Here is a 23,122-nt window from a genome sequence, read left to right on the forward strand (position 1 = left end):
CATTCCCACTGGCGCCATTAAAGTCATCCAAGGCTCGCACCACTCTATCCGTCCAAGCCAGCCGACGCGAAGGAGGAGATCATCACGACCCAGTTAGGGCACGATGCAAAATTCAATCCGCGCTTGGCGCGGCTGGTGAGGGCGGCTAAGCGATATGACATGCAGCTTTTTCTTCTTTCCGCTCTCACCATGTGCGCTTTTGCGGCGAACTCGATTTTAACCCGGATGGCCGTCGACGGCGGGCATATCGATCCGGCGGGCTTTGCTCTTGTTCGGGTCGGGGCGGGGGCTTTGGTCTTGGCAGTGATGGTTGCGCTGCGGGGCGGGCGGCTGCCGCTTTTGCGACGCAACAGGATCGGTGGGGCCGTGAGCCTGGCTGTCTATATGATCGGGTTCAGTCTGGCGTATCTGACGTTGGACGCGGGGCTCGGGGCGCTCATTCTCTTCGGCGTGGTGCAGATCACCATGTTCACCTACGCCGCTTTGACTGGCGCGGCGCCCACCGCGCGGCAGATCACGGGTGCTGCGGCAGCTTTTGCGGGATTGGTTTTGGTCCTTTGGCCGGATGGGCAGGGTTCCACGGATCCAATCGGCGCCGGGCTGATGGTGCTAGCGGGGATCGGCTGGGCCGCCTATACGATCATCGGTCGCAGAACTGGCGATCCGCTGGCAGCGACTTCGGCGAACTTTTTGCTGTGCTTGCCGTTCATGCTCATCCTGCCCGCTTTTGCGGGGGCGCATTTCAACGTGACGGGGCTTTTGTTGGGCGCGCTGTGTGGTGGGGTGACCTCGGGCCTCGGCTATGCCCTGTGGTATGCGGTGCTGACGCGGATCGACGGAGGCACGGCGGCGGTGGCGCAGCTGAGCGTGCCGATCATCGCGATTCTCGCCGGAGCGCTGCTGCTGGGTGAGCCGCTGAGCTTGACGCTTGTCCTCGCAACGGCCTTGGTTTTGGGCGGGATCGCTTGGGCGATTAGCGCAAAATCGGCTCCAACGGATCGTAGGTGATTGCCGCCTCCTCGGGGCCAAAGGCGACCGTGCCGAGGCTATCGGGCTTGTGCGGGACTTGTGCCAGTTCCGCTTGAGTGACCCATTGATGCCGCGTGACGATGGCTTCCCGGTCTTGCCATTCGGGGGCGATTTGGGCGGATCCGAGGATGTGGCATCTGAAATAGATGTCCACCTGATGGAAATCGCCGCCGGGGTCGTGGAACTCATTAACCAGACAGAGCGCGCCGACCGAGATCGTGAGGCCCGTTTCCTCAAAAACCTCGCGGCGCAGGTTGTCGGGGAGGGAGGCACCGGCCTCCACTCCACCGCCGGGGGCGCACATCAGGCCGAGCCGATCATCGGCATAGGCGTTGACCAGCAGCAGCCGGCCTTCGTGCAGCAGCACGGCGCGGGCGGCCAATCGAGGGCAAGGGCGGGGCATCGGCATACTTTCGTCAGGTAACGCGCCAAGACCATTTCACAGTCTGGGCAATCAGTCTATCTGGAGGGCATGATGAGAACTTTCACCCTGCTGATTGCCGCGATCTGTTTGGCGATCCCCCTGCCTGCCGCGGCCGAAAACGCGGCGGGGCGCTGTGTTGTTTTGCTGCATGGGCTGGCCCGGACCGAGATGTCTTTTGCCGTGATGGAAGCCGCCTTGGCCGCCGAAGGCTACCGCGTGGTGCGCCCGGGCTACCCTTCGACCGAGGCCAATATCGCGGAACTGGCCAAACAGACCCTGCCGCGCGCGATTGACGCCTGCGGCACCGCGCGGATTGATTTCGTGACCCATTCCATGGGCGGTATTCTGGTGCGCAAATGGGTGGCCGAGGCCGGGGCCGACCGGGTCGGGCGCGTGGTGATGCTGGGGCCGCCCAATCACGGAAGCGAGGTGGTGGACGAACTGGTCGAGAACCCCGCCTTCGAGTGGTTGAACGGCCCCGCGGGGGCCGAGATCGGCACCGATGCCGAGGCGCTGCCGAACCAATTGCCGCCGGTCCCATTCGAGTTGGGCGTGATTGCCGGGTCACAGTCGCTCAACCCCTATTTTTCCAGCCTTTTGCCGGGGCCGGATGACGGGAAAGTCTCGGTCGCCTCGACCCGTGTGGCGGGGATGAAAGACCATATCGTTCTGCCGGTGACCCATACGTTCATGATGAACAACCCGCGCGTCATCGCGCAAACGATGGCCTTTCTGAAAACCGGCCGTTTCGACCGGTCGATGACCTTTATCGACGGGGTCTTGAATGCGATCGGCTGCCCCGAAGCGGGCTGCCTGCCTGGGTTGGGAGGGGACGATGCCAAACCTTGATCTCGTCAACGCAGAGGTGCTTCACCCCGAGGGGCTGAGCCGCGCGCCGCTGTCTTTTGCCGGTGGGGTGATTGCCGATGCTCCGGTGGGGCGGCCTGTCGATCTGACCGGCTTTCAGGTCTTGCCGGGGATCGTCGATCTGCATGGCGACGCGTTTGAGCGGCATTTGGCTCCGCGTCGCGGGGCGATGAAGCAACTGTCCGAAGGGTTGGTCGCGGCGGAGGCGGAGCTTGCGGCCAATGGCATGACCACCGCGGTCCTGGCCCAATTCGTCAGCTGGGAAGGTGGGCTGCGGGGGCTGGCGTTTGCCGATCAGGTCTTTAGCGGCATCCGCGACACCGCGCCGGAGTTGGTCACCGACATCCGCCCGCAGCTGCGGTTCGAGACCCATATGCTCGACCTCTACGACAGCCTGCCGCAGCGCATGGCGGAGTGGGGCGTGGGCTATGTGGTGTTCAACGATCACCTGCCGCATGACCGTTTGGCGGCCGGTAAGACCCCGAAACGGCTGGTCGGGCAGGCGCTAAAGGCCGGGCGCAGCCCGGAGAGCCATTTGGCGCAGATGCAGGAGATGCACGCGCGGCGCGACGAGGTGCCCGCGGCGCTGGACGGGCTTTGCGCGGAACTGGCGCAGCGAGGCGTCAAGATGGGCAGCCATGACGACCAGACCGCCGAGGGCCGCGCCCTTTGGCGGGCGCGGGGCGTGACTCTGGCGGAATTCCCCGAAACGCAGGAAGCCGCCGAGGCTGCGCATGGGGCGGGGGATGCGGTCATCATGGGCGCGCCCAATGTGGTGCGCGGCGGGTCGCACAACGGCAACCTTTCGGCGCTGGACCTGATCAGCATGGGGCTCTGTCATGCGCTGGCGTCGGATTATCATTACCCCTCGCCGCGCCGCGCCGCCCTGATGCTGGCGCAGAGCGGGTTGCTGGACCTTGCGGGCGCTTGGGCGCTGGTCTCATCCGGGCCGGCGCAGGTGCTGGGGCTTTCGGATCGCGGCACGCTGGCGCCCGGCAAACGCGCCGATATCGTCGTCTTGGACAAAGCCACGGGCCGCGTCGCCGCCACTTTCGCGGCGGGGCAGGTGAGCTTCATGTCCGGCGCAGTGGCGGAACGGTTCTTCGGCTGACCTCAGCCGCGGGTGATCTGGTTGACATGGCCCATCTTGCGGCCCGGTTTGACCTCGGCCTTGCCGTAGAGATGCAGCGCCGTGTCGCGGGCGCGGGCGAGTTCTGGCACGCGGTCCATGTCATCGCCGATGAGGTTGGTCATCACCACATCCGCATAGCGCTGCCCGTCGCCCAAGGGCCACCCGGCCACGGCGCGGATATGCTGCTCGAACTGGTCGATGGTGCAGCCATTCTGGGTCCAATGGCCAGAGTTATGCACCCGGGGGGCGATCTCATTCACGATCAGCCCCTGCGGCGTGACGAAAAGCTCGACCCCCATGACGCCGACGTAATCCAGCGCGTTCAGCACGCGACCGGCGAGCAGCACCGCGTCGGTGCGCTGTGCATTGCTGATCTTGGCGGGCACGGTGGTGGTGTGCAGGATGCCGTCGCGGTGGACATTTTCGCCGGGGTCGAAACAAGCGACTTCGCCCGTGGCACTGCGCGCGGCGATGACAGAGATTTCGGCGCTGAAGTTCACGAAACCTTCGAGCACGGAAGGCGCGCCGTTCATCTCGGTCCAGGCGGCGTCGAGGTCGGTATCGTCTTTCAGCCGCGCTTGGCCCTTGCCGTCATAGCCGAAACGCCGGGTCTTGAGGATTGCAGGCGTACCGATCTGGGCCACGGCGGCCTTCAGGCTGGCGGCGTCGGTCACATCGGCAAAAGGGGCCACGCGCAGGCCAAGATCGCCGAGGAAGGTCTTCTCGGTCAGCCGGTCCTGAGAAATGCGCAGCGCCTCGCGGCCCGGGCGCAGCGGGGTGATCGCCTCGACCACGTCGAGCGCTTCGGTGGGGATGTTCTCAAACTCGAAAGTGACGATGTCACAGGCGCGGGCGAAAGCCTCCAGCGCCTCGTGGTCGTCATAGGGGGCGGTGGTCACCGCATGGGCCACATCGGCGGCAGGCGGGTTTGCGCCCGGCTCGAAGATATGGCTGCGAAAGCCAAGCCGTGCGGCGGCGACGGAAAGCATACGGCCCAATTGACCGCCGCCCAGAATGCCGATGGTGGCGCCGGTTTGCAGGGGGTCAGTCATGCGGCACCTCGGGGATCGAAGCGCTGAGCGCGTCGCGCCAATCGTCCAGCCGCTTGGCCAGTTCCGCGTCCTGTAGCGCAAGGATGCCCGCCGCCATCAAAGCGGCATTGGCCGCGCCTGCGGCCCCGATGGCCATGGTCGCGACCGGAAAGCCGCGCGGCATTTGCAGGATGGAATAGAGCGAATCCACCCCCGACAGCGCCTTGGTCTGCACCGGCACACCGATCACCGGCACGCGGGTTTTGGAGGCCATCATGCCCGGCAAATGCGCCGCCCCGCCTGCGCCCGCGATGATAACTTGCAAACCCCGGTCCACCGCCGTCTTGCCATAATCCCAGAGCCGGTCCGGCGTGCGATGGGCCGAAACGATGCGCGCCTCGAAGGGGATGTTAAGCTCGTCCAGCAGGGCTGCTGCTTCGCGCATGGTGGCCCAGTCGGACTGGGATCCCATGATGATGCCAACCGGGGGCGTGGTCATTGCTGCGGGCCTTCTCTTGGTGGATCAGAGCGCGCACTATACCCATCACGGCCCATCTGGCAACGCCGATTGCCGCGGGCCATGGGGATAATGGGTCAGGCGATGATATCGGGCGTCAGCCGATCTTCGATCTGGGCGATCAAATCCTTGAGACGCAGTTTGCGTTTCTTGAGGCGTTGCAGGGTCAGTTGATCCCCGGTGCCGCGTTCGACCAGCGCATGGATGGCGTCATCCAGATCGCGATGTTCCCGTCGAAAGACCTCAAGCTCGACACGCAGCACTTCGTCCGTTTTCATCGACAGATCGGTAGGGGCATTCATGGGCAGGTGATTCCGTTGGGCATCTGAACTTTGAATATAAGCGGTTGAGATCATTTGGCATAGCCCTTGCGCCCTTGCCGAAGCCCCCCCATATTCAATGCAACGGGCTGCCGGTTGCGGGGCCTGTGAAACACTGTCGCTTGACCTGATAAGGACGTGTCGCATGACGAAATTAACGCTTGCCTCTTACCCGCATATGCTTGGGTTTGAACAATTGGAACGGGTGCTTGAACGCAGCGCCAAGGCCGGAAACGAAGGCTATCCGCCGTTCAACATCGAACAAACCTCAGATTACAGCTATCGCATCACGCTGGCGGTGGCGGGTTTTTCGGAACAGGATCTGTCGATAACCGTTGAGGATAGACAGCTCGTGATCCGTGGGCGTCAGTCCGACGATGGCGAAAACCGGGTGTTTCTGCACCGTGGAATCGCCGCGCGTCAATTCCAGCGCTCGTTCGTACTGGCCGATGGGGTCGATGTGGGTGAAGCGGTTATGGAGAATGGTCTGCTGCATGTCGACCTGACCCGCGCCAAGCCTGAAACGGTGGTTCAAACCATCAAGATCAAGAAGGGGTAACATCATGCAAGACGCAATCACCCACGGAAACAACCGTATGGTCTATGTCAAAACCATCGCTGTCGCCGATCTGCCGCGCGAGGTGCGCGATCAGGCCGAGGGGCTTGAGCTTCTCTATGCCGTACACGATGCCGAAGGGCAGCAATTGGCGCTGGTCGGCGATCAGAAACTCGCCTTCTCATTGGCGCGAGAGCATGACTACCGCCCGGTGATGGTGCATTGACGCCGCACGGCACGACGATACGCTAAGCCCGATGCAAGGCCGCAGTTCGCTGCGGCCTTTTTATTGGGAGCGGTCTTATGGATTTCGATTTCGACTGGGTGGATGCCTTCACCGACCAAGTCTTCGGCGGCAATGGCTGCGCCGTGGTGCATGGCGGGGCAGGGTTGTCGGATGAGCTATGCATGGCCTATGTGCGCGAGACATCTCTCGTGGAATGCACCTTTACCGGCCCGTCGGAGGTCGCGGATTTCAGGGTGAAATACTACCTTGCCAGTCGTGAGATACCTTTTGCGGGCCATCCCACCATCGCCACCGTCGCGGCGCTGCGCCATCGCGGGCTGATCGGCGAAGGGCCGCTGCGGTTGGAGACCGGCGCGGGGATCGTTGAGGTCGAGGTCCGCGGCTCCCAAATCGCCATGACCCAGATCGCGCCGGTTTTCGGGGAAGAAGTGCCTGCCGATCTCGTCGCCAAGGTGGGTGGCGTGGCCCCCGAGGATATCATCGCGCCGCCGCAGGTGGTCTCCACCGGGTTGCCGTTCTGTATCACCGTTCTGCGCAGCCGCGCCGCCTTGGAAGGGCTGAAGCTCAACCCCGAGGCGCTCGCGGCCTATGATGCCCATCTGGGGCAGGGCAGCGATATGATGGAGCCTTTCTGGGTCACCCTCGAAGGCGCGACCGCGGCGGGCGATACCTATGCGCGGCTGCTGCTGGCCCCACCCAGCCCCGCCGAAGACCCTTTCACCGGATCGGCGACGGGTGCCATGGCGGCCTATCTCTGGGCGCGCGGATTGATCGACAGCCCGGCCTTCGTGGCTGAGCAAGGGCACCTCATGGGCCGCCCCGGTCGGGCAGGGGTTGAGGTGCTTGGCCCCCGCGATGCGATCACCGGTGTCCGTGTGGCGGGGCAGGGGCGTGTGGTGATGTCGGGCCAAGTCTTCATGCCAGAGACGGCCTGAGCCGAAACGCAAAACGCAGCCCCGAGGGGCTGCGTTTCCATCCTGCGGAGGCTCAGCGGTTTACCCCGCGATCAGCCCCATATTCTCAAGCTTCAGCAACACCTGATGCGCGCAGTTGTCGACCTCGACATTCTCGGTCTCCAGCACCAGTTCGGCGTTCTGCGGCACGTCGTAGGGGTCGGAAATGCCGGTGAACTCTTTGATCTTGCCTTCGCGCGCCAGTTTGTAGAGCCCCTTGCGGTCGCGGCGCTCGCATTCCTCGATAGAGGTTGCGACATGGACTTCGACGAAGGCGCCGAAGTTCTCCACATCCTCACGCACGGCGCGGCGGGTGGTGGCATAGGGCGCGATCGGCGCACAGATGGCGATGCCGCCGTTTTTGGTGATCTCTGACGCGACATAGCCAATGCGGCGGATGTTCAGATCGCGGTGCTCTTTGGAGAAGCCCAACTCAGAGGAAAGGTTCTTGCGCACGATATCGCCATCCAGCAGCGTCACCGGGCGGCCGCCCATCTCCATCAGCTTGACCATCAGCGCATTGGCGATGGTGGATTTGCCCGAACCGGAGAACCCGGTGAAGAAAACGGTGAACCCCTGTTTCGAGCGCGGCGGCGAGGTGCGGCGCAGCTCCTTCACGACCTCGGGGAAGGAGAACCACTCAGGGATCTCCAGCCCTTCGCGCAGGCGGCGGCGGAGCTCGGTGCCCGAGATGTTCAGGATGGTGACATCGTCTTTGTCCTTAATCTCATCCATGGCCTCATATTGCGCGCGTTCCTGCACCCAGACCATATGTTTGAAATCGACCATTTCGATGCCCATCTCCTCCTGATGCGCGCGGAACAGGTCCTGCGCATCATAGGGGCCATAGAAATCCTCACCGGCGGAGTTCTTGCCGGGGCCAGCGTGATCGCGGCCAACGATGAAATGGGTGCAGCCGTGGTTCTTGCGGATCAGCCCGTGCCAGACGGCCTCACGCGGGCCAGCCATGCGCATGGCGAGGTTCAAGAGGCTCATCGAGGTGGTGGCGGCAGGGTATTTGTCGAGCACAGCCTCATAGCAGCGCACGCGGGTGAAGTGGTCCACGTCGCCGGGTTTGGTCATGCCGACAACGGGGTGGATCAGCAGGTTGGCCTGCGCTTCACGGGCGGCGCGGAAGGTGAGTTCCTGATGCGCGCGGTGCAGCGGGTTGCGGGTCTGGAAGGCCACCACGCGGCGCCAGCCCAGCTTGCGGAAATAGGCGCGCAGCTCGTTGGGCGTGTCGCGGCGGGCGCGGAAATCATAGTGCACGGGCTGCTGGATGCCGGTCACCGGACCGCCGAGATAAACGTTGCCCGCTTGGTTGTGCAGGTAGTTCACCGCCGGATGCGCCTCGTCATCGGCACCAAAGACCTTCTCGGCCTCGCGGGATTTGTTCGGGGTCCAGCGGTCGCTGACGGTCATGGTCGCTAGGATCACGCCCTCTTGGTCACGCAGGGCGATGTCCTGCCCCAGTTCCAGCTTCTCGGCAAAAGCCTCGGTCACGTCAAGGGTGATCGGCATCGGCCAGAGGGAGCCGTCCGCCAGCCGCATATTCTCGACCACGCTGTCGTAGTCCTCTTCGCCTAAGAACCCTTTCAGCGGGTTGAAGCCGCCGTTCATCAGGAGTTCCAGATCGCAGATCTGGCGCGGGGTGAGGTCAAGGCTGACCAGATTGCCCGCCTCCACCTTCAGCTTTTGCGAAGACTCGTAAGAGACGTAGAGTTCGGGGATCGGCGTGAGGTTGCTGGGCATCATGACTATCACTTTTCTTCAGGGAACAGGCGGCTTCGGTCCTGGCTGCCATAGCTGCAATGGCAGTGAAAAGTCTATAGTTCTAAGGGATGTCGCCCCGTTAAAGGCCGAAATCCCACGATCCGAGGGTGGCCTGCAATTCGGGTGCGGAGGGGCGGCGGAAACCAGAATTATCTCCGCCGCGCCTTCGTCTGACTTAAACGTCTTCCTTCACCTCGGCCCCGTAGCCGAGCGGGAGGGAGGTATCTTTGCCCTCGTCATCGCCCACTTCGGCAAGGAAACGCTCGGCCTCAAGTGCGGCCATGCAACCCATGCCGGCGCTGGTGACCGCTTGGCGGTACTTGTGGTCGGTCAGGTCACCGGCGGCAAAGACGCCGGGGATCGAGGTCTCGGTGCTGTCGGGTTTGGTCACGACATAGCCCCCCATATGGGTCTCCAGCGTGTCCTTGACCAACTCGTTGGCGGGCGCGTGGCCGATGGCGACAAAAACGCCCTTGGCGGGAATGTCGGTGATCTCGCCGGTCTGGGTGTGCTTGACCTTCACGCCTTCCACGCCGAGCGGGTTGTCGGTGCCGTAAACCTCGTGCAGCTCGTGGAACCACAGCGGCTCGATCTTGGGGTTTTTCATCAGGCGGTCGATCAGGATTTTCTCGGCGCGCAGCTCATCGCGGCGGTGGATCAGCGTGACCTTGGAGGCGAAATTGGTGAGGAACAGCGCCTCTTCCACGGCGGTGTTGCCGCCGCCGATCACGACGATCTCTTGGCCGCGGTAGAAGAACCCATCGCAGGTGGCACAGGCCGAGACGCCGAAACCCTTGAACTTCTCTTCGCTCTCCAGCCCGAGCCACTTGGCCCGCGCCCCGGTGGCGAGGATCACTGCATCGGCCACATAGGTGGTGCCACTGTCGCCCTTGGCGTGGAACGGACGGCTCGACAGGTCGAGGTCGGTGATGATGTCGCCGATGATCTCGGTCCCCATCGCCTTTGCGTGTTCCTGCATACGGATCATCAGGTCGGGGCCCTGCACCTCGCTGTCGCCGGGCCAGTTCTCGACCTCGGTGGTGGTGGTCAGCTGGCCGCCAGGCTCGATGCCTTGAACGAGGATCGGCTCCAGCATGGCGCGGCTTGCGTAGACCCCGGCGGTGTAACCCGCAGGGCCGGAGCCGATGATCAGTACCTTGGTTTTACGTGTCTCGGCCATCTGGCGCCCCCGGGCTGTCATTGATATTGCCCGCCTCATATAGCGATAGCCGCGAAGCCGTTAAACCCCTGCCGTCGCGGCCCCGTCATGACGCCTACGTGAACGGGGGGGGCGGTTGACGTAAAGGGTCAGGGTAAAGAATATTGCGCTTGTGTGAAACTTTATTGCGCGCACCACGCAGGCTGCTATAAGAATCGAAAATTCACTGAGGATGTTATGGCGGGTACACGACTAGATCCGATAGACCGGATGATCTTGGCCGAGTTGCAATCTGATGGCCGGATGACAAATGTCGAACTGGCCAAACGCGTCGGTATCTCTGCACCGCCCTGTTTGCGCCGCGTGCGCACCTTGGAAGAGCAAGGCTATATCAAAGGCTATCATGCGGATGTCGACGCCCGCGAACTGGGCTTCGAGGTGCAGGTCTTTGCCATGGTCGGGCTGGCCTCTCAGGCCGAGGCCGATCTGAGCGCGTTTGAAGAGAAATGCCGTGGTTGGCCGCTGGTGCGCGAGTGCCATATGCTCAACGGTGAAGTCGATTTCATCCTGAAATGCGTGGCACCGGACCTGTCGAGCTTTCAAAGCTTCCTGACCGGGCAATTGCTGACCACGCCCAATGTGGAAAGCGTGAAGACCAGCCTCGTGATCCGCGGGGCCAAGGATGAGCCCGGCGTGCCTTTCGACGTGTTGGAAGCGCGGCTCTCGACCGCGCCTTAAGGTCAGCTGTCGGCGGGGTCTTTTGCCGTCTCAGGCGCGCGGGGATGGGCGAGGGGGCCGAAATCCCGCCCATGCGCGATCTGCGGAAACATGGATAGAAAGCGATCCCGCAGGCCGGGTGCCACCTCGCGCAGCGCTTGAGCGCCGGGGTGAAAGGTCTCCATCTCTAGCCCGCCTGCCTTGATGACCGCATGGCGCGACAGGCAGATGTGAAACAGGCGCACCGGGGTTGGCGGGGTGACCTCGATCACATTAACCCCATCCACGAATTCGCGCAGCGTGGTGAGCAGGCGATTGCCCTCCGCCGCGGCCCGCAGGCGGGGCGGCGTCTGAAGCACCCGCGCGGCGGGGCCGAGGGTAAGGAAGGCACTCGGGCGCCCCTCGCCGAAACTGTCGGGCATGATGCGGATGAGGGGCAGCCGTCCACTGTCCGCCGGGATGAAACGGCTCGACCCGATCCAGATCAGCGGCGCCGGTTCTGTGGTGCTTGTGTTGATCATGTCGCCGGGCTGGAGATCCTCGATGGCAATATCGCCCCGCACCGTTTGGATCGGCGTCCCGCGGGCAAAGGCCGCGAAAGCGGCTTCGAAAAGCGGTGCGGCGGGGGCGGTGTCTTGGCCGATATAGAGCGACCCGTCGGCGCGGAGCGCGGCGACTTCGTAGCTGCGCATCGGCGCGGGCGGCGGGCCTTCGGATTTGGTGGCGGTCTCAGTCATGCAAAACCCTGTGTCGGCCCGGCGCAGCGGTGCCAGTGCGGCACGCACCGGCGCGGGCTGCTGGATACTGCGCCATGTTCTGCGGGATTTGTCAAAATATCCGGCCTGAGTGCTGCGCTTTGCGCGCCAATCTCGGCGGAATGCGGGGGGCTGTTTCCGGGCCGGGTGCGTGATCGCCATATTCGCATGAAAACGCCCCTCGCAACGAATCAACGTTACGAGGGGCGGTCTGCTATACCGGGCACGTGGCACCGGTACCGGGGGAAACTTTTCAGGCGGTCTTGCGGACCGGGGCGTTGCCGGAGCGTTTGGCGATGAATGCGGCGCGGCGCGCACCGCGGGCCCAAGGCATGACGGTGTCGGTCTTGGCCGCCGTTTCGACAACGGATTTGATGAAGCGCGGGTTCTTTTTCATGGCTCTGTTCCTCTTCGGGTCACGCGGGCATCGTTGCATCCACTATCGCAGTGCAATCGGGCCGGTTTTTGACCGTGGGCGAGAAACTTGTGGGAATTTGGCGGGTTCGAAGGGCGGTTTGGGGCACCCTTGCCTTACTTCAAAAACTGTTATTTTTCGGCAGTTTGCGGGGTTCGCGGGAAACAGTGGCGCTGTTTTAGCTGGATTGGCTCAAATTTTACAACAGCAATGCGGCGCGAAGCGGGCAGGCGTTGCCGCAATTCCGCCCCGTTCAGAGGGTGATCGCCGAGAGCAAGCGACCATAGTCCGCTTCCTTGGCATGGGTCGTGCGCCGGTAGGAATAGAATCGCGCGGCATCGGCGTAGGTGCAATGCCGCGTCCATTCCGCGTGGCCCACCCCCGCCGCGCGCAGCCGGTTCAGGCCAAAGCCGGGCAGGTCGAAGTGTAGCCGGTCGCCTTCGCCCTGGGCAAAGTAGCGGGCAAACTCGGGGTCGGCGTTCATGAAGTTGTCCAGAAACTCCGGCCCGACCTCATAGGCGCGCTGGCTGATGGAGGGGCCGATCACCGCGGTGATCTTTTCGCGGGTGGCGCCGAGATCGACCATCGCATCGACGGTCGCTTCGAGTATCCCGTAAAGCGCACCGCGCCAGCCAGCATGGGCCGCGCCGACCACGCCGGCTTGTGCATCGGCGAAGAGCACAGGTTGACAGTCAGCGGTCAGGATCGACAGGGCGATGCCGGGGGTCTTTGTCACCAAGGCATCGGCGCGGGGTTTGTCGTCCTGCGGCTCCGTCACCGTGACCACCGTCGCGGAATGCACCTGATGCACCCCGACAAGGTGATCGGCAGGCAGGCCCATCGCCTCGGCGGCGCGGGCGCGGTTGATGCGCACGATCTCGGACTGGTCCGAGCTGCCGCTGCCGCAGTTCAGCCCGGAAAACACCCCCGACGACGCGCCGCCACGGCGGGTGAAAAACCCGTGCCGCAAAGGCGCAAGCGCATCGGATGTCAGAATTTCGAGCGTCATACTTCTGTCCCCTGGGGCGGCGTCTGACCCTTTTGGTAGAGCCCCATCACTTTGAACAGGTTTCCCATTTCCGCCGGGTGCGTCAACCGTCGATGTGCGGCAATATGGTTGCCAAGCGCGTCACCGGTCAGCGCCTCGGCCAATCTCTGCGCGCGGGGGGTGATGCCCAACCGTTCCAGAAAAACGCCTTGGGTGACCACGCGGCTATGGGGGCAGGGGCAGGCGCGGGCCAGCGCCTCGAAATCGACATGGGCGGTCAGGTCGGCCTGCCCGGGATTGGCGAGCGGATCGGCGGGGCTGTGGTTCTCCAGCGCTTGCAGCGTGTCGCCCAAGGCGCGCCAATCGCCATAGTCGATGATCAGCCCCGCCCCGCCGTGGGCCGCGATGCGTTTGCCGATCTCTTGCATGATCTCTGCCGCCGGGGCGCAAAGCTCGATAAGGTCGCCGTCCTTGGTATCCTCTAGCCGATGGGCGAGGGCGGGCTGTGGGGTCACGGGGCCGAGGCCAAAGGTCAGCGCCCCCTCTGCCGCACCCACCCGGCGCTCGGCCCAGCCTGCGCCTTGGCGGAGGAATTGCCGGATTGGCAGCGCGTCGAAAAACTCATTGGCGATGAGGAATAGCGGCGCGTCCGGCAGGTCAGCGGCACTTTCGGCCCAAGTGACCTCGACCCCTTGCAGGGTCTTGCGCTGCGCGTCGCGTAAGGAGGGGGAGGCTTCGATAAGCGTGACCTGTGCCGCCGCCTGAAACCCCGGCACCCGCGCCGTGGCACGCAGGATATCGGCCATCAACGTCCCGCGCCCCGGCCCAAGCTCGGCCAGTGTGAAGGGGGAGGGGGCGCCCTGATCCAGCCAGCTTTGCGCCAGCGACAGGCCGATCAACTCGCCAAACATCTGGCTGATCTCGGGGGCGGTGATGAAGTCCCCCTCCGGGCCGAAAGGCGCGCGGGTGGTGTAGTACCCCCAGTCGGGATGCATCAGGCAGGACTGCATATAGGCGTCCAGCCGCATCGGCCCTTCCAGCGCGATCCTTGTGAGCAGATGGTCCTTCAGGCTCATGCCTGCCGCCGCGCTCGGATGATCAGGAAGACGCCCACAGCGATCATCGGCAGCGATAGGATTTGCCCCATGGTCAGCCCCCAGCCGCCGATATGCCACGCCAGCCCCAGCGGGTTGCCGGGGGTGACGAATTGCGCGTCGGGCTGGCGCAGGAATTCCACCGCGAACCGCGCCGCGCCATAGCCCGCAAGGAAAGTGCCGCCAATCAGCCCCGGCATCTTGAGCGCGCCACGTTTCCACGCCATCCAGATCAGCACGCCGCCCAAGAGCAGCCCCTCCAGCAGCGCCTCATAGAGTTGCGAGGGGTGGCGTGCACAGATGCCCGCCACATCGGGGCAGAACTGCGCCGCCTCGCCGGGGAAGGCGACGCCCCAAGGCAGATCGGTCGGGCGGCCCCAAAGCTCGGCATTGATGAAATTCGCCAGCCGCCCCAGAAACAGCCCCGGTGCCAACCCCAGACAGACCATATCCCCGGTCGAGATCACCGGGATCCGGTGCCGCCATGTGTAGAAAAGACCGGCGAGAATGACCCCAAGCGCCCCGCCATGGAAGGACATGCCGCCCTCCCAAAGCTGCAAGATCGCGGCGGGGTTCGACAGGTAATAGGCCGGTTGGTAAAACAGCACATACCCCAAGCGCCCGCCGAGGATCACGCCAAGGATGACCCAAAAGAGCAGGTCTTCGACCTGAGCGGGCTTCATCACCGGCGTGTCGTTCTTCCACAGATGGGGGCGCTTGACCGCTGCGGTGGCGATGCGCCAGCCCAGCAAAATGCCCACGATATAGGCCAGCGCATACCAGCGCAGCGCGAAGGTGGAACCAAACAGGGTCACCGAAAAGATTTCCGGCGCGATATCGGGGAAGGGGAGCATGGCTATCATGCTGCTGATTGAGCAAGGCCGCGCGGGGAAGTCAACCTTGCGAGCAAGGGCGTCGCGCCCCATATAGAGGCTAACAACCTCCGGAGGCCAGACATGCAGACCCGTAACAAGTTTTTCGACGACGTTTCACAGATGATGACAAATGCGATGGGCGTCGCCCAAGGCGCCAAGGACGAGGCCGAGACCGCCTTCAAAGGCATGCTAGACCGTTGGCTTGCCGATCGTGATTTCGTCACCCGCGAGGAGTTCGACGCGGTGCGCGCCATGGCGCAGAAGGCCCGCGAAGAGAACGAAGCGCTGAAAGCGCGGCTCGACAAGCTCGAAGCCAAGGGCTGAGCCCGATAAAATTCGATCAGCCGCCCCGGCCCGGGGCGGCGATCCCCGGCGTGGACAGGGACCGTGCACGGCCCGTCGCACCCTCTCCCTCCAAATTATAGACGTTTTCCGCGATTTACCCACAAGTTATTGCGGTTATCCCCTATCAATTGTGGTTATCCCCAAGAAGAACCTTGCCAGACTGTTCCGCTGCAAGCACCATATCTTGTATAGGTGATGTGAACCTACACGCCTATTTGTGCAGGCTTCCATGCATGGTGGGCCAAGTCCCGCCCCGTGGAACAGATTGAGAGGTGGCGAAATGGCCCTGTCCGAGCATTACCTTGAAGAAGAAATCCACCCCATTGATATCGTTGAGAATATCGCGGCCCACCATGATTGGGAGTTCGACCGCGTGGCGGATGACCAGATCGCCATGGCAGTCGAGGGGCAGTGGCGGACCTATTCGATCACGCTGGCATGGTCGGCCTATGACGAAACGCTGCGCCTGATCTGCACCTTCGAGATGGAGCCTCCGGCTGAAAAACTGCCGGAACTTTACGAATTGTTAAACCTCGTCAACGATCAATGCTGGGCGGGGGCCTTCAGCTTCTGGGCCGATCAGCAGCTGATGGTCTACCGCTACGGGCTGGTTTTGGCGGGCGGACAGGTCGCGGGGCCAGAGCAGATCGACACGATGATCGGCGCCGCCGTCATGGGCGCGGAACGCTACTATCCCGCGCTGCAATTGCTGGTCTGGGGCGATCAAACCCCCAAGGCCGCGATGGACGTCGCCATTGCAGAGGCTTACGGCCGGGCGTAACAAAGTCCCCGAACAACTTCGGGGGATAGGATGAAAGACGGGAGAGTGGCACGCGACGGTCTGGTTTTGCTGGGCTGTGGCAAAATGGGATCGGCCATGTTGGAGGGCTGGCTGGCGAAGGGTCTGCCTGCAAGCGCGGTCTGGGTCGTGGACCCGAAACCCTCCGATTGGCTGCAAGGGACGGGCGTGAACCTGAACGCCGACCTGCCCGCCGCGCCGGCGGTGGTGCTGGTGGCGGTCAAACCGCAGATGATGGCGGACGCGCTGCCAACGCTTCAGGCGATGGGCAATGGCGAAACACTTTTCGTCAGCGTCGCGGCGGGCACGACCATCGGCTATTTCGAAAGCGTCCTTGGTGGCGACACGCCCATTGTGCGGGCCATGCCCAACACGCCTGCCGCCATCTCCAAAGGGATCACCGCCATTGTCGGTAACGCCAAGGCGGGCAGCCGGTCCTTGGATGAAGCCGAAACGCTGCTGAGCGCGGTGGGTGAGGTCGTCCGCCTGACCGAGGAGGCGCAGATCGACGCGGTCACCGGGGTCAGCGGCTCCGGCCCGGCCTATGTCTTTCACATGATCGAATGCATGGCCGCCGCCGGTGTGGCCCAAGGCTTGCCCGAGACATTGGCGATGCAATTGGCCAAGGCCACCGTGGCCGGGGCAGGGGCGCTGGCGATGCAAGCCGATGAAGACCCGGCGCAGCTGCGCGTCAACGTCACCAGCCCCAATGGCACGACCCAAGCGGCGCTTGAGGTTTTGATGGATGAGGCCGAGGGCTTCCCGCCCCTTCTCAAGCGCGCAGTCGCCGCCGCGGCAGACAGATCGCGGGAGCTGGCCAATGGCTGAGATCACTTTCGACGATTTCCTGAAGGTCGACATTCGCGTCGGCACCGTGACCCGGGCCGAAGCCTTTCCAGAAGCGCGCAAACCGGCGATCAAACTCTGGGTGGATTTCGGCGCGGAGATTGGCGAGCGTAAGACCTCGGCCCAGATCACCGCGCATTATACGCCGGAGACGCTGGTGGGGCGGCAGGTCGTGGCCGTGGTTAACTTCCCCGCGCGCCAGATCGGGCCTTTCATGTCCGAGGTGCTGGTGCTCGGCCTGCCTGACAAGGACGGAGAGATCGTGCTTTTGTCGCCCGATCAAAAAGTGCCCGAAGGAGGGCGGATGCATTGAAAAAGATATTGATTGCCAGACCCTTGCCCAAGGAAGTCACCGAAGCGTTGAAGGGCTGCGAAGTGACGGTGCGCGAAGAAACCGCGCCGCTTTCGGGCGAAGAAATGCGCGCCGCGCTGCGCGACTATGACGGGGTGATGCCGACCCTGGGGGATGCTTTCTCGGCCGAGGTTTTCGCCGATGTGCCCAAGCCGCGCTGCAAGATCCTTGCCAATTTCGGCGTTGGCTATAACCACATCGACGCGGCCGCGGCCCGCGCGGCGGGGGTGGAAGTGACCAACACGCCCGGCGCCGTCACCGATGCCACGGCGGATGTCGCCATGACGCTCATGCTGATGTCCGCCCGCCGCGCTGCCGAAGGGGAGCGGCTGGTCCGCTCAGGCGCATGGGCCGGTTGGCACCCGACGCAGATGCTGGGGCTGCACCTGACCGGCAAGCGGGTTGGCATCGTCGGCATGGGCCGGATCGGGCAGGCCATCGCGCGGCGCTGCCACCATGGGTTCGACATGCAGGTCAGCTATTTCAATCGCAGTGAGAAAGACCTCGATTTCCCCGCCACCCGTGTCGAAAGCCTGACCGCGCTGGCCGAAGCCGTGGATGTGCTTGTCATCGCCGTGCCCGGCGGCGGCGAGACCCGGCATCTGATCGATGAAACCGTTCTCCGCGCGATGCAGCCCCATGCCCATCTGATCAACATCGCCCGCGGCGATGTGGTGCAGGAGGCCGCGTTGATCGAAGCCCTTCAAGCGGGGCGCATTGGCGGTGCGGGTTTGGATGTCTATGAGTTCGAGCCCAAAGTGCCGCAGGCGCTGCGTGATCTCGACAATGCTGTGCTGCTGCCGCATCTCGGCACCGCGGCGCATGAGGTCCGTGTCGATATGGGGCTGATGGCGGTGGCCAATCTGCAAGCCTTCATCGACGGAGAGACCCCGCCAAACCGGGTTTAACCGTCGCCTACGGCGGCGCGCCAGTGTTTGCGGCAGAGCGAGACATAGGTCTCGTTCCCGCCGATCTGCACCTGCGCGCCGTCGCGCATCGCTTGGCCTTCGGCGTCGCGGCGCACGACCATCGTGGCCTTCTTGCCGCAATGGCAAATGGTGCGCACTTCGCGCATCTCATCGGCCAACGCCAGCAGGGTGGCGGAGCCGGGGAAAAGCTCACCCCGGAAATCGACCCGCAGCCCGAAGCACATGATCGGCACGCCCAGATCATCCACCGCACGGGCCAGTTGCCAGACCTGCTCGACCTCCAAAAACTGCGCCTCATCAACGAAGATACAGGCGCAGGGGCCTTGCTCCAGCCGGGCTTCGATCTTGGCCAGAAGGTCTTCGCCCGGGGCGAAAGTATCCGCCTCTTGCCCGATGCCGATGCGGGAGGCGATGCGCCCTTCGCCCGCGCGATTGTCGAATTGCGCGGTGAGCAAAAAGGGCACCATGCCGCGTTCCACATAGTTATGCGCCGCTTGAAGCAGCACCGTGGATTTACCGGCGTTCATGGTGGAGTAATTGAAGTAAAGCTTTGCCATGGGCAGGGTGTTACGCCGCCCATGACAGCGGATCAAGATGCAAACCCCGCCCCGATCTTAGGGCCGGGCGTTGCGCGTCAGCCGCGCTTTTTGACGATGACGGAGCCCACGGAATAGCCCGCCCCGAAAGAACAGATCAGCCCAGTGTCGCCGTCTTCCAGATCGTCGGAGTTCTTGGCGAAAGCGATGATCGACCCGGCGGAGGAGGTATTGGCGTAGTCCTGCAGAATGTTGGGCTGTTCGCCCGGCTCAGGCTCACGCCCCAGCACTTTGCGCCCGATGAAATCGTTCATCGACTTGTTCGCCTGATGCAGCCAAATGCGCTTGAGGTCGGCGGATTCCAGCCCGTTGTCGGCCATATGCCCGCCGATATGGTCGGCCACCATGGGTAAAACTTCCTTAAACACTTTGCGCCCATTCTGCATGAACTGCATATCGCGCCGGTCGCTCAGCCCGTCCGGGCGGGAGCGGCGGAGGAAGCCGTTGTTGTTGCGGATGTTGTTGGAATATTCGGTCGCGCAGCGGGTCGAGATGACGTCGAAACAGGGGCCGTCGACATCTTCGGCGCGTTCCAGCAGCGTGGCGGTGGCCACGTCGCCAAAGATGAAGTGGCAATCGCGGTCACGCCATTCGAGGTGGGCGGAGCAAATCTCGGGGTTCACCACGAGGGCAGAACGGATGGAGCCGGAGCGGATCATATCCGCTGCCGCCTGGATGCCGAAAGTGGCCGAAGAACAGGCGACGTTCATGTCGAAGGCGAAGCCCTTCACGCCAAGAAGCTCCTGAATCTCGATGGCCACGGCGGGATAGGCACGCTCTAAGTTCGAAGCGGCGCAGATCACCGCGTCCACATCCGCCGCGGTCTTTCCCGCGGCGGCAAGCGCTTTTTGCGCGGCATCAATGGCCATTTCAGCCATGAGGGAAGGTTCCTCATCCGCGCGCTGGCGCAGCAGGGGGTGCATCACATTGGGATCCAGCACGCCGGATTTATCCATGACATAGCGCTGCTCGATGCCGCTGGCTTTGACGATGAACTCTTCCGAGGAATGCGCCTTGGCCTCTAGGGTGCCCGCTTCGATTGCCTCGGCATTCTCGGCGTTGTAGAGGTCGGCATAGGCGTTGAAGGCTTCGACCAGTTCGGCGTTGGTGATGGTTTGCTGCGGCGTGAAAACGCCCGTACCGGTGATGGCGGCTTGATACATCGCTGTGATCCCTTTCTCTCCAACGGCATGGCTGGTCTAGTAAAGCTGAGCAGCCCCGGACGAATTGCAAGGGCCGTTGTCATGTCGGTGCACTTTGATGCAGGGGGCAGCAAGGTGCGGGTTCCATAGTTTAGCGAAACCGCACAGGACTTGCCACGGCTTTGACGGGGCAGACGTGTGAATGCCGCTACAGTCGGAAGGTTTGATCGCCCCGGCCCGCGCGCGCTGACTTGACTATACAACCGGAAGCGCGCAGTGATCGGTCATTAGCAATTATTAATTGAACAAAAACAGACACGATTTTTAAAGGCAGCGACCCCTCCGGCGCGTGATGTACAGGCCCACGATCCGCGGATGCCGCAGCCTAAAGCACAGAATGTGCTTGAGGATTCAACCTCCGAAAAAGAGAGGTGTCATGAGGCGCAGTATGATTGGTCGAATGTTTTGCGCGTGGGCAGAGCGTTTTCGCAAGGACGAGGCCGGCGGTATGCTGGTCCTCATGTTGATCGTGTTTTTCGGCATTACGATCTTTGGCGGGCTGGCCGTGGATCTGGCCAACCACGAGCGGACGCGGACCACCTTTCAGACCCATCTCGACAATGCTGTACTGGCCGCGGCCAGCCTGTCGCAAGACCTCGACCCGGAAGAGGTCGTGCGCAGCTATCTGACCTCAGCGGGGCTTGATGCCTCCGAGGTGGTGATCGCTTCGAGCGAAGAAAAGATCGGCGGCATTCTGGTGGGGCGCACCGTCGAAGCCTCGCTCCCCGCCGGGCTGAACACCTATTTCTTCCGGTTTTTCGACATTGATTCACTCGGGATGACGATCAGCTCCGAGGCGACCGAGCGGGTGGAGGATATCGAGATTTCGCTGGTGCTGGATGTCTCGGGGTCGATGGGGGAAAGAACCAGCGACCGTAGCCGGATGGTCAAACTTGACCTGCTCAAGAACGCGGCCAGCGATTTCGTTGAAACGATCCTAAGCGATTCCGAAGAGGGGCGGGTGTCGATTTCGATTGTCCCTTATTCGACCAAGGTGAACCCCGGCTCGGCGTTGCTTGGTCAGTATGCGGTGACGTCAGAGCATAATTATTCGCATTGCGTGGATTTCGATGCGGATGATTTCAGCCGTCTCGGGATCAGCACGAGCGCAGAGTTGCAACGGACAGGGCATTTCCTGATCGGGAATGAGTCGGCCTCATATCCGACTTCCGGTCAATGGGTCTGTCGCTTTGATGCCGGTTTCGCGATCACGCCCTTGTCGAGTTCGATCCAAGCGCTGAAAGCGCAGATTTCGGCGCTCACGGCTCTGGGGTCCACCTCGATCGATATGGGGGCGAAATGGGGCTTGGCGTTGCTTGACCCTTCGACGCAAAACCCGGTCTCCGGATTGATCGCCTCGGGGCAAATCGATGCGGCCTTCCGGGGCCGCCCCCATCCCTATGATGCCGACAACAGCATGAAGGTTCTGGTGCTGATGACCGACGGGGAGAATCGCGAGGAATATCGCCTAAGATCCCAATATGCCTCTGGGGAATCAGACCTGATCAAGACAACCTATCGCGGCAACACCTATTATTCGGTCATTTCCTCAGAAAGCTATTACGAGAATGACGATGACAGAGCTTACCCTGAATCCTACTTCTACGCAGAGCATCCATTCGGCAACCAACGGATGTGGGACGACGATACCATCGCGAACAATTCCAGCTATCGCTATGGAAACAGGAGCGAGGAAGAACGCCTAGATTGGCCTGAGGTCTGGGCGGAAATGTCGCCTTATTACTACGGCTACAACATGTATGGGCGGCGCTACAATTGGAGCTGGTACTGGGGGTCGCGTGCGTCCTTGTTCCGCAACAGCATGCAATGGACCGTCGACGCCGGTGAAAAAGACCGCCGCCTGCGCCAGATTTGCGGCCTCGCCAATAGCGCAGGGGTCGTCATTTATTCCATCGGCATGGATGTCGATAACACCAACTCCCTCAACCTGTTGAAAGACTGCGCCTCTTCCGAGGCCCATTACTTCGACGTTCATGGTCTGGAGATCCAAACCGCATTTGACATGATCGCGGCGTCCATCTCCATGCTGAGGCTGACCAAATGATCCGCTTCGTCAAAGACCGCTTTCGCCGGTCCGAGGCGGGCGGCGTCACCATCGAGTTCGTCATTCTCTTGCCGCTCGTCTTTTACTTCTTCTTCCTCGCGCTGGAGACGGGGCTGTGGAGCGCGCGTGAGATCATGCTGCGCCGTGCCACGAATTTGGCGGTACGGGACGTGCGTTTGGCCACCGGCTCTGTGCCAGGCTATGACGCGATGAAGGCGTTGATTTGCGAGCGGTCGGTTTTCGATGCGGGCTGCATCGAGAATATCCGGATCGAGATGCGCGCCATGCCGATCGCCGATTGGGCCGACTTGGGCGGGCCTGCGCCCTGTGTTGACCGGGATGAGGATTTCGACCCGGCAAATGGCTTTCTGCCCGGCCAGCAGAACAACCTGATGATGATGCGGGTCTGCCGTCTGTTCGATCCGCTTTTGCCGGGGACCGGCTTGGGCCGGAAATTACCCGAAGGGTCGGATGGCACATATGGCGTGCGGGTCACCACTGCCTTCGTGACGGAGCCGCGCGGATGACGGGAATGGTGTTCAAACGTTTCATCCGGTCCGAAGAGGGCAGCCAGACGATTGCCTTTCTGGTTCTGCTGCCGCTGCTGGTCTGGTCGATCATGGCGATGCTGACCTTTACCGATGCCTTTCGGGTGCGCGGAATGGCGACCGATGCCACCGCCGTCATCGCCGACAGCCTGTCGCGGCAGACGACGCCGATCAACGCCGCTGACCTTTTGGGCCTGCAATCGGTGGCAAAGCAGCTCACCGGTTACGAAGTCTCTCTGCGCGTCACGCAGGTGCGCTGCATTCTGAATTGCGACAGTCTGACCCGCCGGATTTTGGCGGTGGATTTCTCTCAAGGCATCGGACTGGACAGCCTGCTTGACCTCGACTTCATCGCGGGGCTTTCGCGCGACCGGGTGCCGCTGATGGCCAATGGTGACCGTCTGGTGCTGGTCGAGACCTCTTTCATGCACGAGCCGATTGCGCAGATCGGTTTGGAGGGCACGGAGGTCAACGTCTCGCATGCCACGCGGATGCGTTTCGCGCCTCAGCTTTGCTGGGTCAGGTGCATCATCAGCTAGGCGGGCATCATGCCCAGATGCGAAAGGGGCCGCCCGATGGGCAGCCCCT

Annotated in this window: 28 protein-coding genes; 15 read left to right on the forward strand and 13 right to left on the reverse strand. The window is 62.8% G+C overall.

All coding sequences use genetic code 11. From position 1 onward, the window contains the following. Window positions 1-159 precede the first annotated feature (159 nt). Window positions 160-1,008, forward strand: a complete 849-nt coding sequence (locus ACGYLC_RS05090; protein ID WP_394422020.1) for a DMT family transporter — start codon at window positions 160-162, stop codon at window positions 1,006-1,008. Here ACGYLC_RS05090 and ACGYLC_RS05095 read toward each other — a convergent pair. After that, the gene (locus tag ACGYLC_RS05095; RefSeq protein ID WP_394422021.1) at window positions 974-1,438 is read right to left on the reverse strand and encodes an NUDIX domain-containing protein; all 465 of its coding nucleotides are present in this window, start codon (window positions 1,436-1,438) and stop codon (window positions 974-976) included. The genes ACGYLC_RS05090 and ACGYLC_RS05095 overlap by 35 nt on opposite strands. Before the next feature lie 66 nt (window positions 1,439-1,504). On the opposite strand from ACGYLC_RS05095, the gene ACGYLC_RS05100 reads away from it, so the two are divergent. After that, a complete protein-coding gene (locus ACGYLC_RS05100) occupies window positions 1,505-2,302 on the forward strand; it encodes an esterase/lipase family protein (RefSeq protein WP_394401752.1) in 798 nt (265 codons plus the stop codon). Beyond that, window positions 2,289-3,431, forward strand: a complete 1,143-nt coding sequence (locus ACGYLC_RS05105) for an alpha-D-ribose 1-methylphosphonate 5-triphosphate diphosphatase (protein ID WP_394422022.1) — start codon at window positions 2,289-2,291, stop codon at window positions 3,429-3,431. Before ACGYLC_RS05100 ends, ACGYLC_RS05105 begins: the two co-directional genes overlap by 14 nt. A gap of 2 nt (window positions 3,432-3,433) precedes the next feature. On the opposite strand, the gene ACGYLC_RS05110 is transcribed toward ACGYLC_RS05105, so the two are convergent. From ACGYLC_RS05110 to ACGYLC_RS05120, 3 genes are all read right to left on the reverse strand, one after another. After that, window positions 3,434-4,504 (reverse strand): 5-(carboxyamino)imidazole ribonucleotide synthase, encoded by a 1,071-nt coding sequence (locus tag ACGYLC_RS05110; protein ID WP_394422023.1) that lies wholly within the window; start codon window positions 4,502-4,504, stop codon window positions 3,434-3,436. Then, window positions 4,497-4,982 carry a 5-(carboxyamino)imidazole ribonucleotide mutase gene (gene purE / locus ACGYLC_RS05115; protein ID WP_394401744.1) on the reverse strand — a complete coding sequence of 162 codons (486 nt, stop codon included), beginning with the start codon at window positions 4,980-4,982 and terminating at the stop codon, window positions 4,497-4,499. Before purE ends, ACGYLC_RS05110 begins: the two co-directional genes overlap by 8 nt. A 95-nt stretch (window positions 4,983-5,077) precedes the next feature. Beyond that, on the reverse strand, window positions 5,078-5,302 hold the full coding sequence (locus tag ACGYLC_RS05120) for a YdcH family protein (protein WP_067267347.1): 225 nt from the start codon (window positions 5,300-5,302) through the stop codon (window positions 5,078-5,080). 163 nt (window positions 5,303-5,465) lie between these two features. Here ACGYLC_RS05120 and ACGYLC_RS05125 point away from each other — a divergent pair, with 163 nt between their 5' ends. The 3 genes from ACGYLC_RS05125 (at window position 5,466) to ACGYLC_RS05135 (ending at window position 7,058) form a co-directional block, all read left to right on the forward strand. After that, entirely contained in the window at window positions 5,466-5,879 is a 414-nt protein-coding gene (locus ACGYLC_RS05125; RefSeq protein ID WP_394401741.1) for an Hsp20 family protein, read from the forward strand. 4 nt (window positions 5,880-5,883) lie between these two features. Beyond that, window positions 5,884-6,102: a DUF1150 family protein gene (locus ACGYLC_RS05130; protein ID WP_394401738.1), complete on the forward strand. Its 219-nt coding sequence runs from the start codon at window positions 5,884-5,886 to the stop codon at window positions 6,100-6,102. Window positions 6,103-6,179: 77 nt separating this feature from the next. Then, complete coding sequence (locus ACGYLC_RS05135; RefSeq protein ID WP_394401735.1) at window positions 6,180-7,058, forward strand: PhzF family phenazine biosynthesis protein; 879 nt, start codon at window positions 6,180-6,182, stop codon at window positions 7,056-7,058. A gap of 60 nt (window positions 7,059-7,118) precedes the next feature. Here ACGYLC_RS05135 and ACGYLC_RS05140 read toward each other — a convergent pair whose 3' ends face one another. Both ACGYLC_RS05140 and trxB read right to left on the reverse strand, forming a co-directional pair. Continuing rightward, the gene (locus ACGYLC_RS05140) at window positions 7,119-8,831 is read right to left on the reverse strand and encodes a bifunctional sulfate adenylyltransferase/adenylylsulfate kinase (protein ID WP_394422024.1); all 1,713 of its coding nucleotides are present in this window, start codon (window positions 8,829-8,831) and stop codon (window positions 7,119-7,121) included. Window positions 8,832-9,024: 193 nt separating this feature from the next. Next, window positions 9,025-10,029, reverse strand: a complete 1,005-nt coding sequence (gene trxB, locus ACGYLC_RS05145; RefSeq protein ID WP_394422025.1) for a thioredoxin-disulfide reductase — start codon at window positions 10,027-10,029, stop codon at window positions 9,025-9,027. A gap of 216 nt (window positions 10,030-10,245) precedes the next feature. Between trxB and ACGYLC_RS05150 the strand changes: the two genes are divergently transcribed. Further along, window positions 10,246-10,746 (forward strand): Lrp/AsnC family transcriptional regulator, encoded by a 501-nt coding sequence (locus tag ACGYLC_RS05150; RefSeq protein WP_067267317.1) that lies wholly within the window; start codon window positions 10,246-10,248, stop codon window positions 10,744-10,746. 2 nt (window positions 10,747-10,748) lie between these two features. Here the strand turns inward: ACGYLC_RS05150 and ACGYLC_RS05155 are convergent, their stop codons facing one another. The 5 genes from ACGYLC_RS05155 to lgt form a co-directional block, all read right to left on the reverse strand. Then, window positions 10,749-11,462: a Hint domain-containing protein gene (locus ACGYLC_RS05155; protein ID WP_394422026.1), complete on the reverse strand. Its 714-nt coding sequence runs from the start codon at window positions 11,460-11,462 to the stop codon at window positions 10,749-10,751. Between the two features lie 271 nt (window positions 11,463-11,733). After that, window positions 11,734-11,877, reverse strand: a complete 144-nt coding sequence (locus ACGYLC_RS05160; protein WP_169306083.1) for a hypothetical protein — start codon at window positions 11,875-11,877, stop codon at window positions 11,734-11,736. A 271-nt stretch (window positions 11,878-12,148) separates the two neighbouring features. Then, on the reverse strand, window positions 12,149-12,904 hold the full coding sequence (gene pgeF, locus ACGYLC_RS05165; protein ID WP_394422027.1) for a peptidoglycan editing factor PgeF: 756 nt from the start codon (window positions 12,902-12,904) through the stop codon (window positions 12,149-12,151). After that, window positions 12,901-13,959 (reverse strand): class I SAM-dependent methyltransferase, encoded by a 1,059-nt coding sequence (locus ACGYLC_RS05170; protein WP_394422028.1) that lies wholly within the window; start codon window positions 13,957-13,959, stop codon window positions 12,901-12,903. Before ACGYLC_RS05170 ends, pgeF begins: the two co-directional genes overlap by 4 nt. After that, on the reverse strand, window positions 13,956-14,840 hold the full coding sequence (gene lgt / locus ACGYLC_RS05175; RefSeq protein ID WP_394422029.1) for a prolipoprotein diacylglyceryl transferase: 885 nt from the start codon (window positions 14,838-14,840) through the stop codon (window positions 13,956-13,958). Before lgt ends, ACGYLC_RS05170 begins: the two co-directional genes overlap by 4 nt. A 93-nt stretch (window positions 14,841-14,933) precedes the next feature. On the opposite strand from lgt, the gene ACGYLC_RS05180 reads away from it, so the two are divergent. The 5 genes from ACGYLC_RS05180 to ACGYLC_RS05200 all read left to right on the forward strand — a co-directional run bounded on the left by ACGYLC_RS05180 (window position 14,934) and on the right by ACGYLC_RS05200 (window position 18,102). Beyond that, complete coding sequence (locus tag ACGYLC_RS05180) at window positions 14,934-15,176, forward strand: accessory factor UbiK family protein (protein WP_394401720.1); 243 nt, start codon at window positions 14,934-14,936, stop codon at window positions 15,174-15,176. A gap of 301 nt (window positions 15,177-15,477) precedes the next feature. After that, a complete protein-coding gene (locus ACGYLC_RS05185; protein WP_394422030.1) occupies window positions 15,478-15,978 on the forward strand; it encodes a YbjN domain-containing protein in 501 nt (166 codons plus the stop codon). Window positions 15,979-16,008: 30 nt separating this feature from the next. Continuing rightward, complete coding sequence (gene proC / locus ACGYLC_RS05190) at window positions 16,009-16,824, forward strand: pyrroline-5-carboxylate reductase (protein WP_394422031.1); 816 nt, start codon at window positions 16,009-16,011, stop codon at window positions 16,822-16,824. Then, a complete protein-coding gene (locus ACGYLC_RS05195; RefSeq protein WP_349578529.1) occupies window positions 16,817-17,155 on the forward strand; it encodes a tRNA-binding protein in 339 nt (112 codons plus the stop codon). The genes proC and ACGYLC_RS05195 overlap by 8 nt, the downstream gene beginning before the upstream one ends. Further along, entirely contained in the window at window positions 17,152-18,102 is a 951-nt protein-coding gene (locus tag ACGYLC_RS05200) for a 2-hydroxyacid dehydrogenase (protein ID WP_394422032.1), read from the forward strand. The genes ACGYLC_RS05195 and ACGYLC_RS05200 overlap by 4 nt, the downstream gene beginning before the upstream one ends. Here the strand turns inward: ACGYLC_RS05200 and ACGYLC_RS05205 are convergent. Next, a complete protein-coding gene (locus ACGYLC_RS05205; RefSeq protein WP_067267300.1) occupies window positions 18,099-18,680 on the reverse strand; it encodes a thymidine kinase in 582 nt (193 codons plus the stop codon). The genes ACGYLC_RS05200 and ACGYLC_RS05205 overlap by 4 nt on opposite strands. A 77-nt stretch (window positions 18,681-18,757) precedes the next feature. After that, window positions 18,758-19,882: a beta-ketoacyl-ACP synthase III gene (locus ACGYLC_RS05210; protein WP_394422033.1), complete on the reverse strand. Its 1,125-nt coding sequence runs from the start codon at window positions 19,880-19,882 to the stop codon at window positions 18,758-18,760. Between the two features lie 415 nt (window positions 19,883-20,297). On the opposite strand from ACGYLC_RS05210, the gene ACGYLC_RS05215 reads away from it, so the two are divergent. Genes ACGYLC_RS05215 through ACGYLC_RS05225 form a run of 3 tightly spaced genes read left to right on the forward strand, consistent with a single transcriptional unit; the run spans window position 20,298 to window position 23,073 of the window. Continuing rightward, window positions 20,298-21,986, forward strand: a complete 1,689-nt coding sequence (locus ACGYLC_RS05215) for a pilus assembly protein (protein WP_394422034.1) — start codon at window positions 20,298-20,300, stop codon at window positions 21,984-21,986. Then, on the forward strand, window positions 21,983-22,513 hold the full coding sequence (locus tag ACGYLC_RS05220) for a TadE/TadG family type IV pilus assembly protein (RefSeq protein ID WP_394401702.1): 531 nt from the start codon (window positions 21,983-21,985) through the stop codon (window positions 22,511-22,513). Before ACGYLC_RS05215 ends, ACGYLC_RS05220 begins: the two co-directional genes overlap by 4 nt. Then, complete coding sequence (locus tag ACGYLC_RS05225) at window positions 22,510-23,073, forward strand: TadE/TadG family type IV pilus assembly protein (protein WP_394422035.1); 564 nt, start codon at window positions 22,510-22,512, stop codon at window positions 23,071-23,073. The genes ACGYLC_RS05220 and ACGYLC_RS05225 overlap by 4 nt, the downstream gene beginning before the upstream one ends. The last annotated feature ends 49 nt before the right edge of the window (window positions 23,074-23,122 follow it).

The sequence above is a fragment of the Sulfitobacter sp. 1A12157 genome (assembly GCF_043557345.1).
Taxonomy (GTDB): domain Bacteria; phylum Pseudomonadota; class Alphaproteobacteria; order Rhodobacterales; family Rhodobacteraceae; genus Sulfitobacter.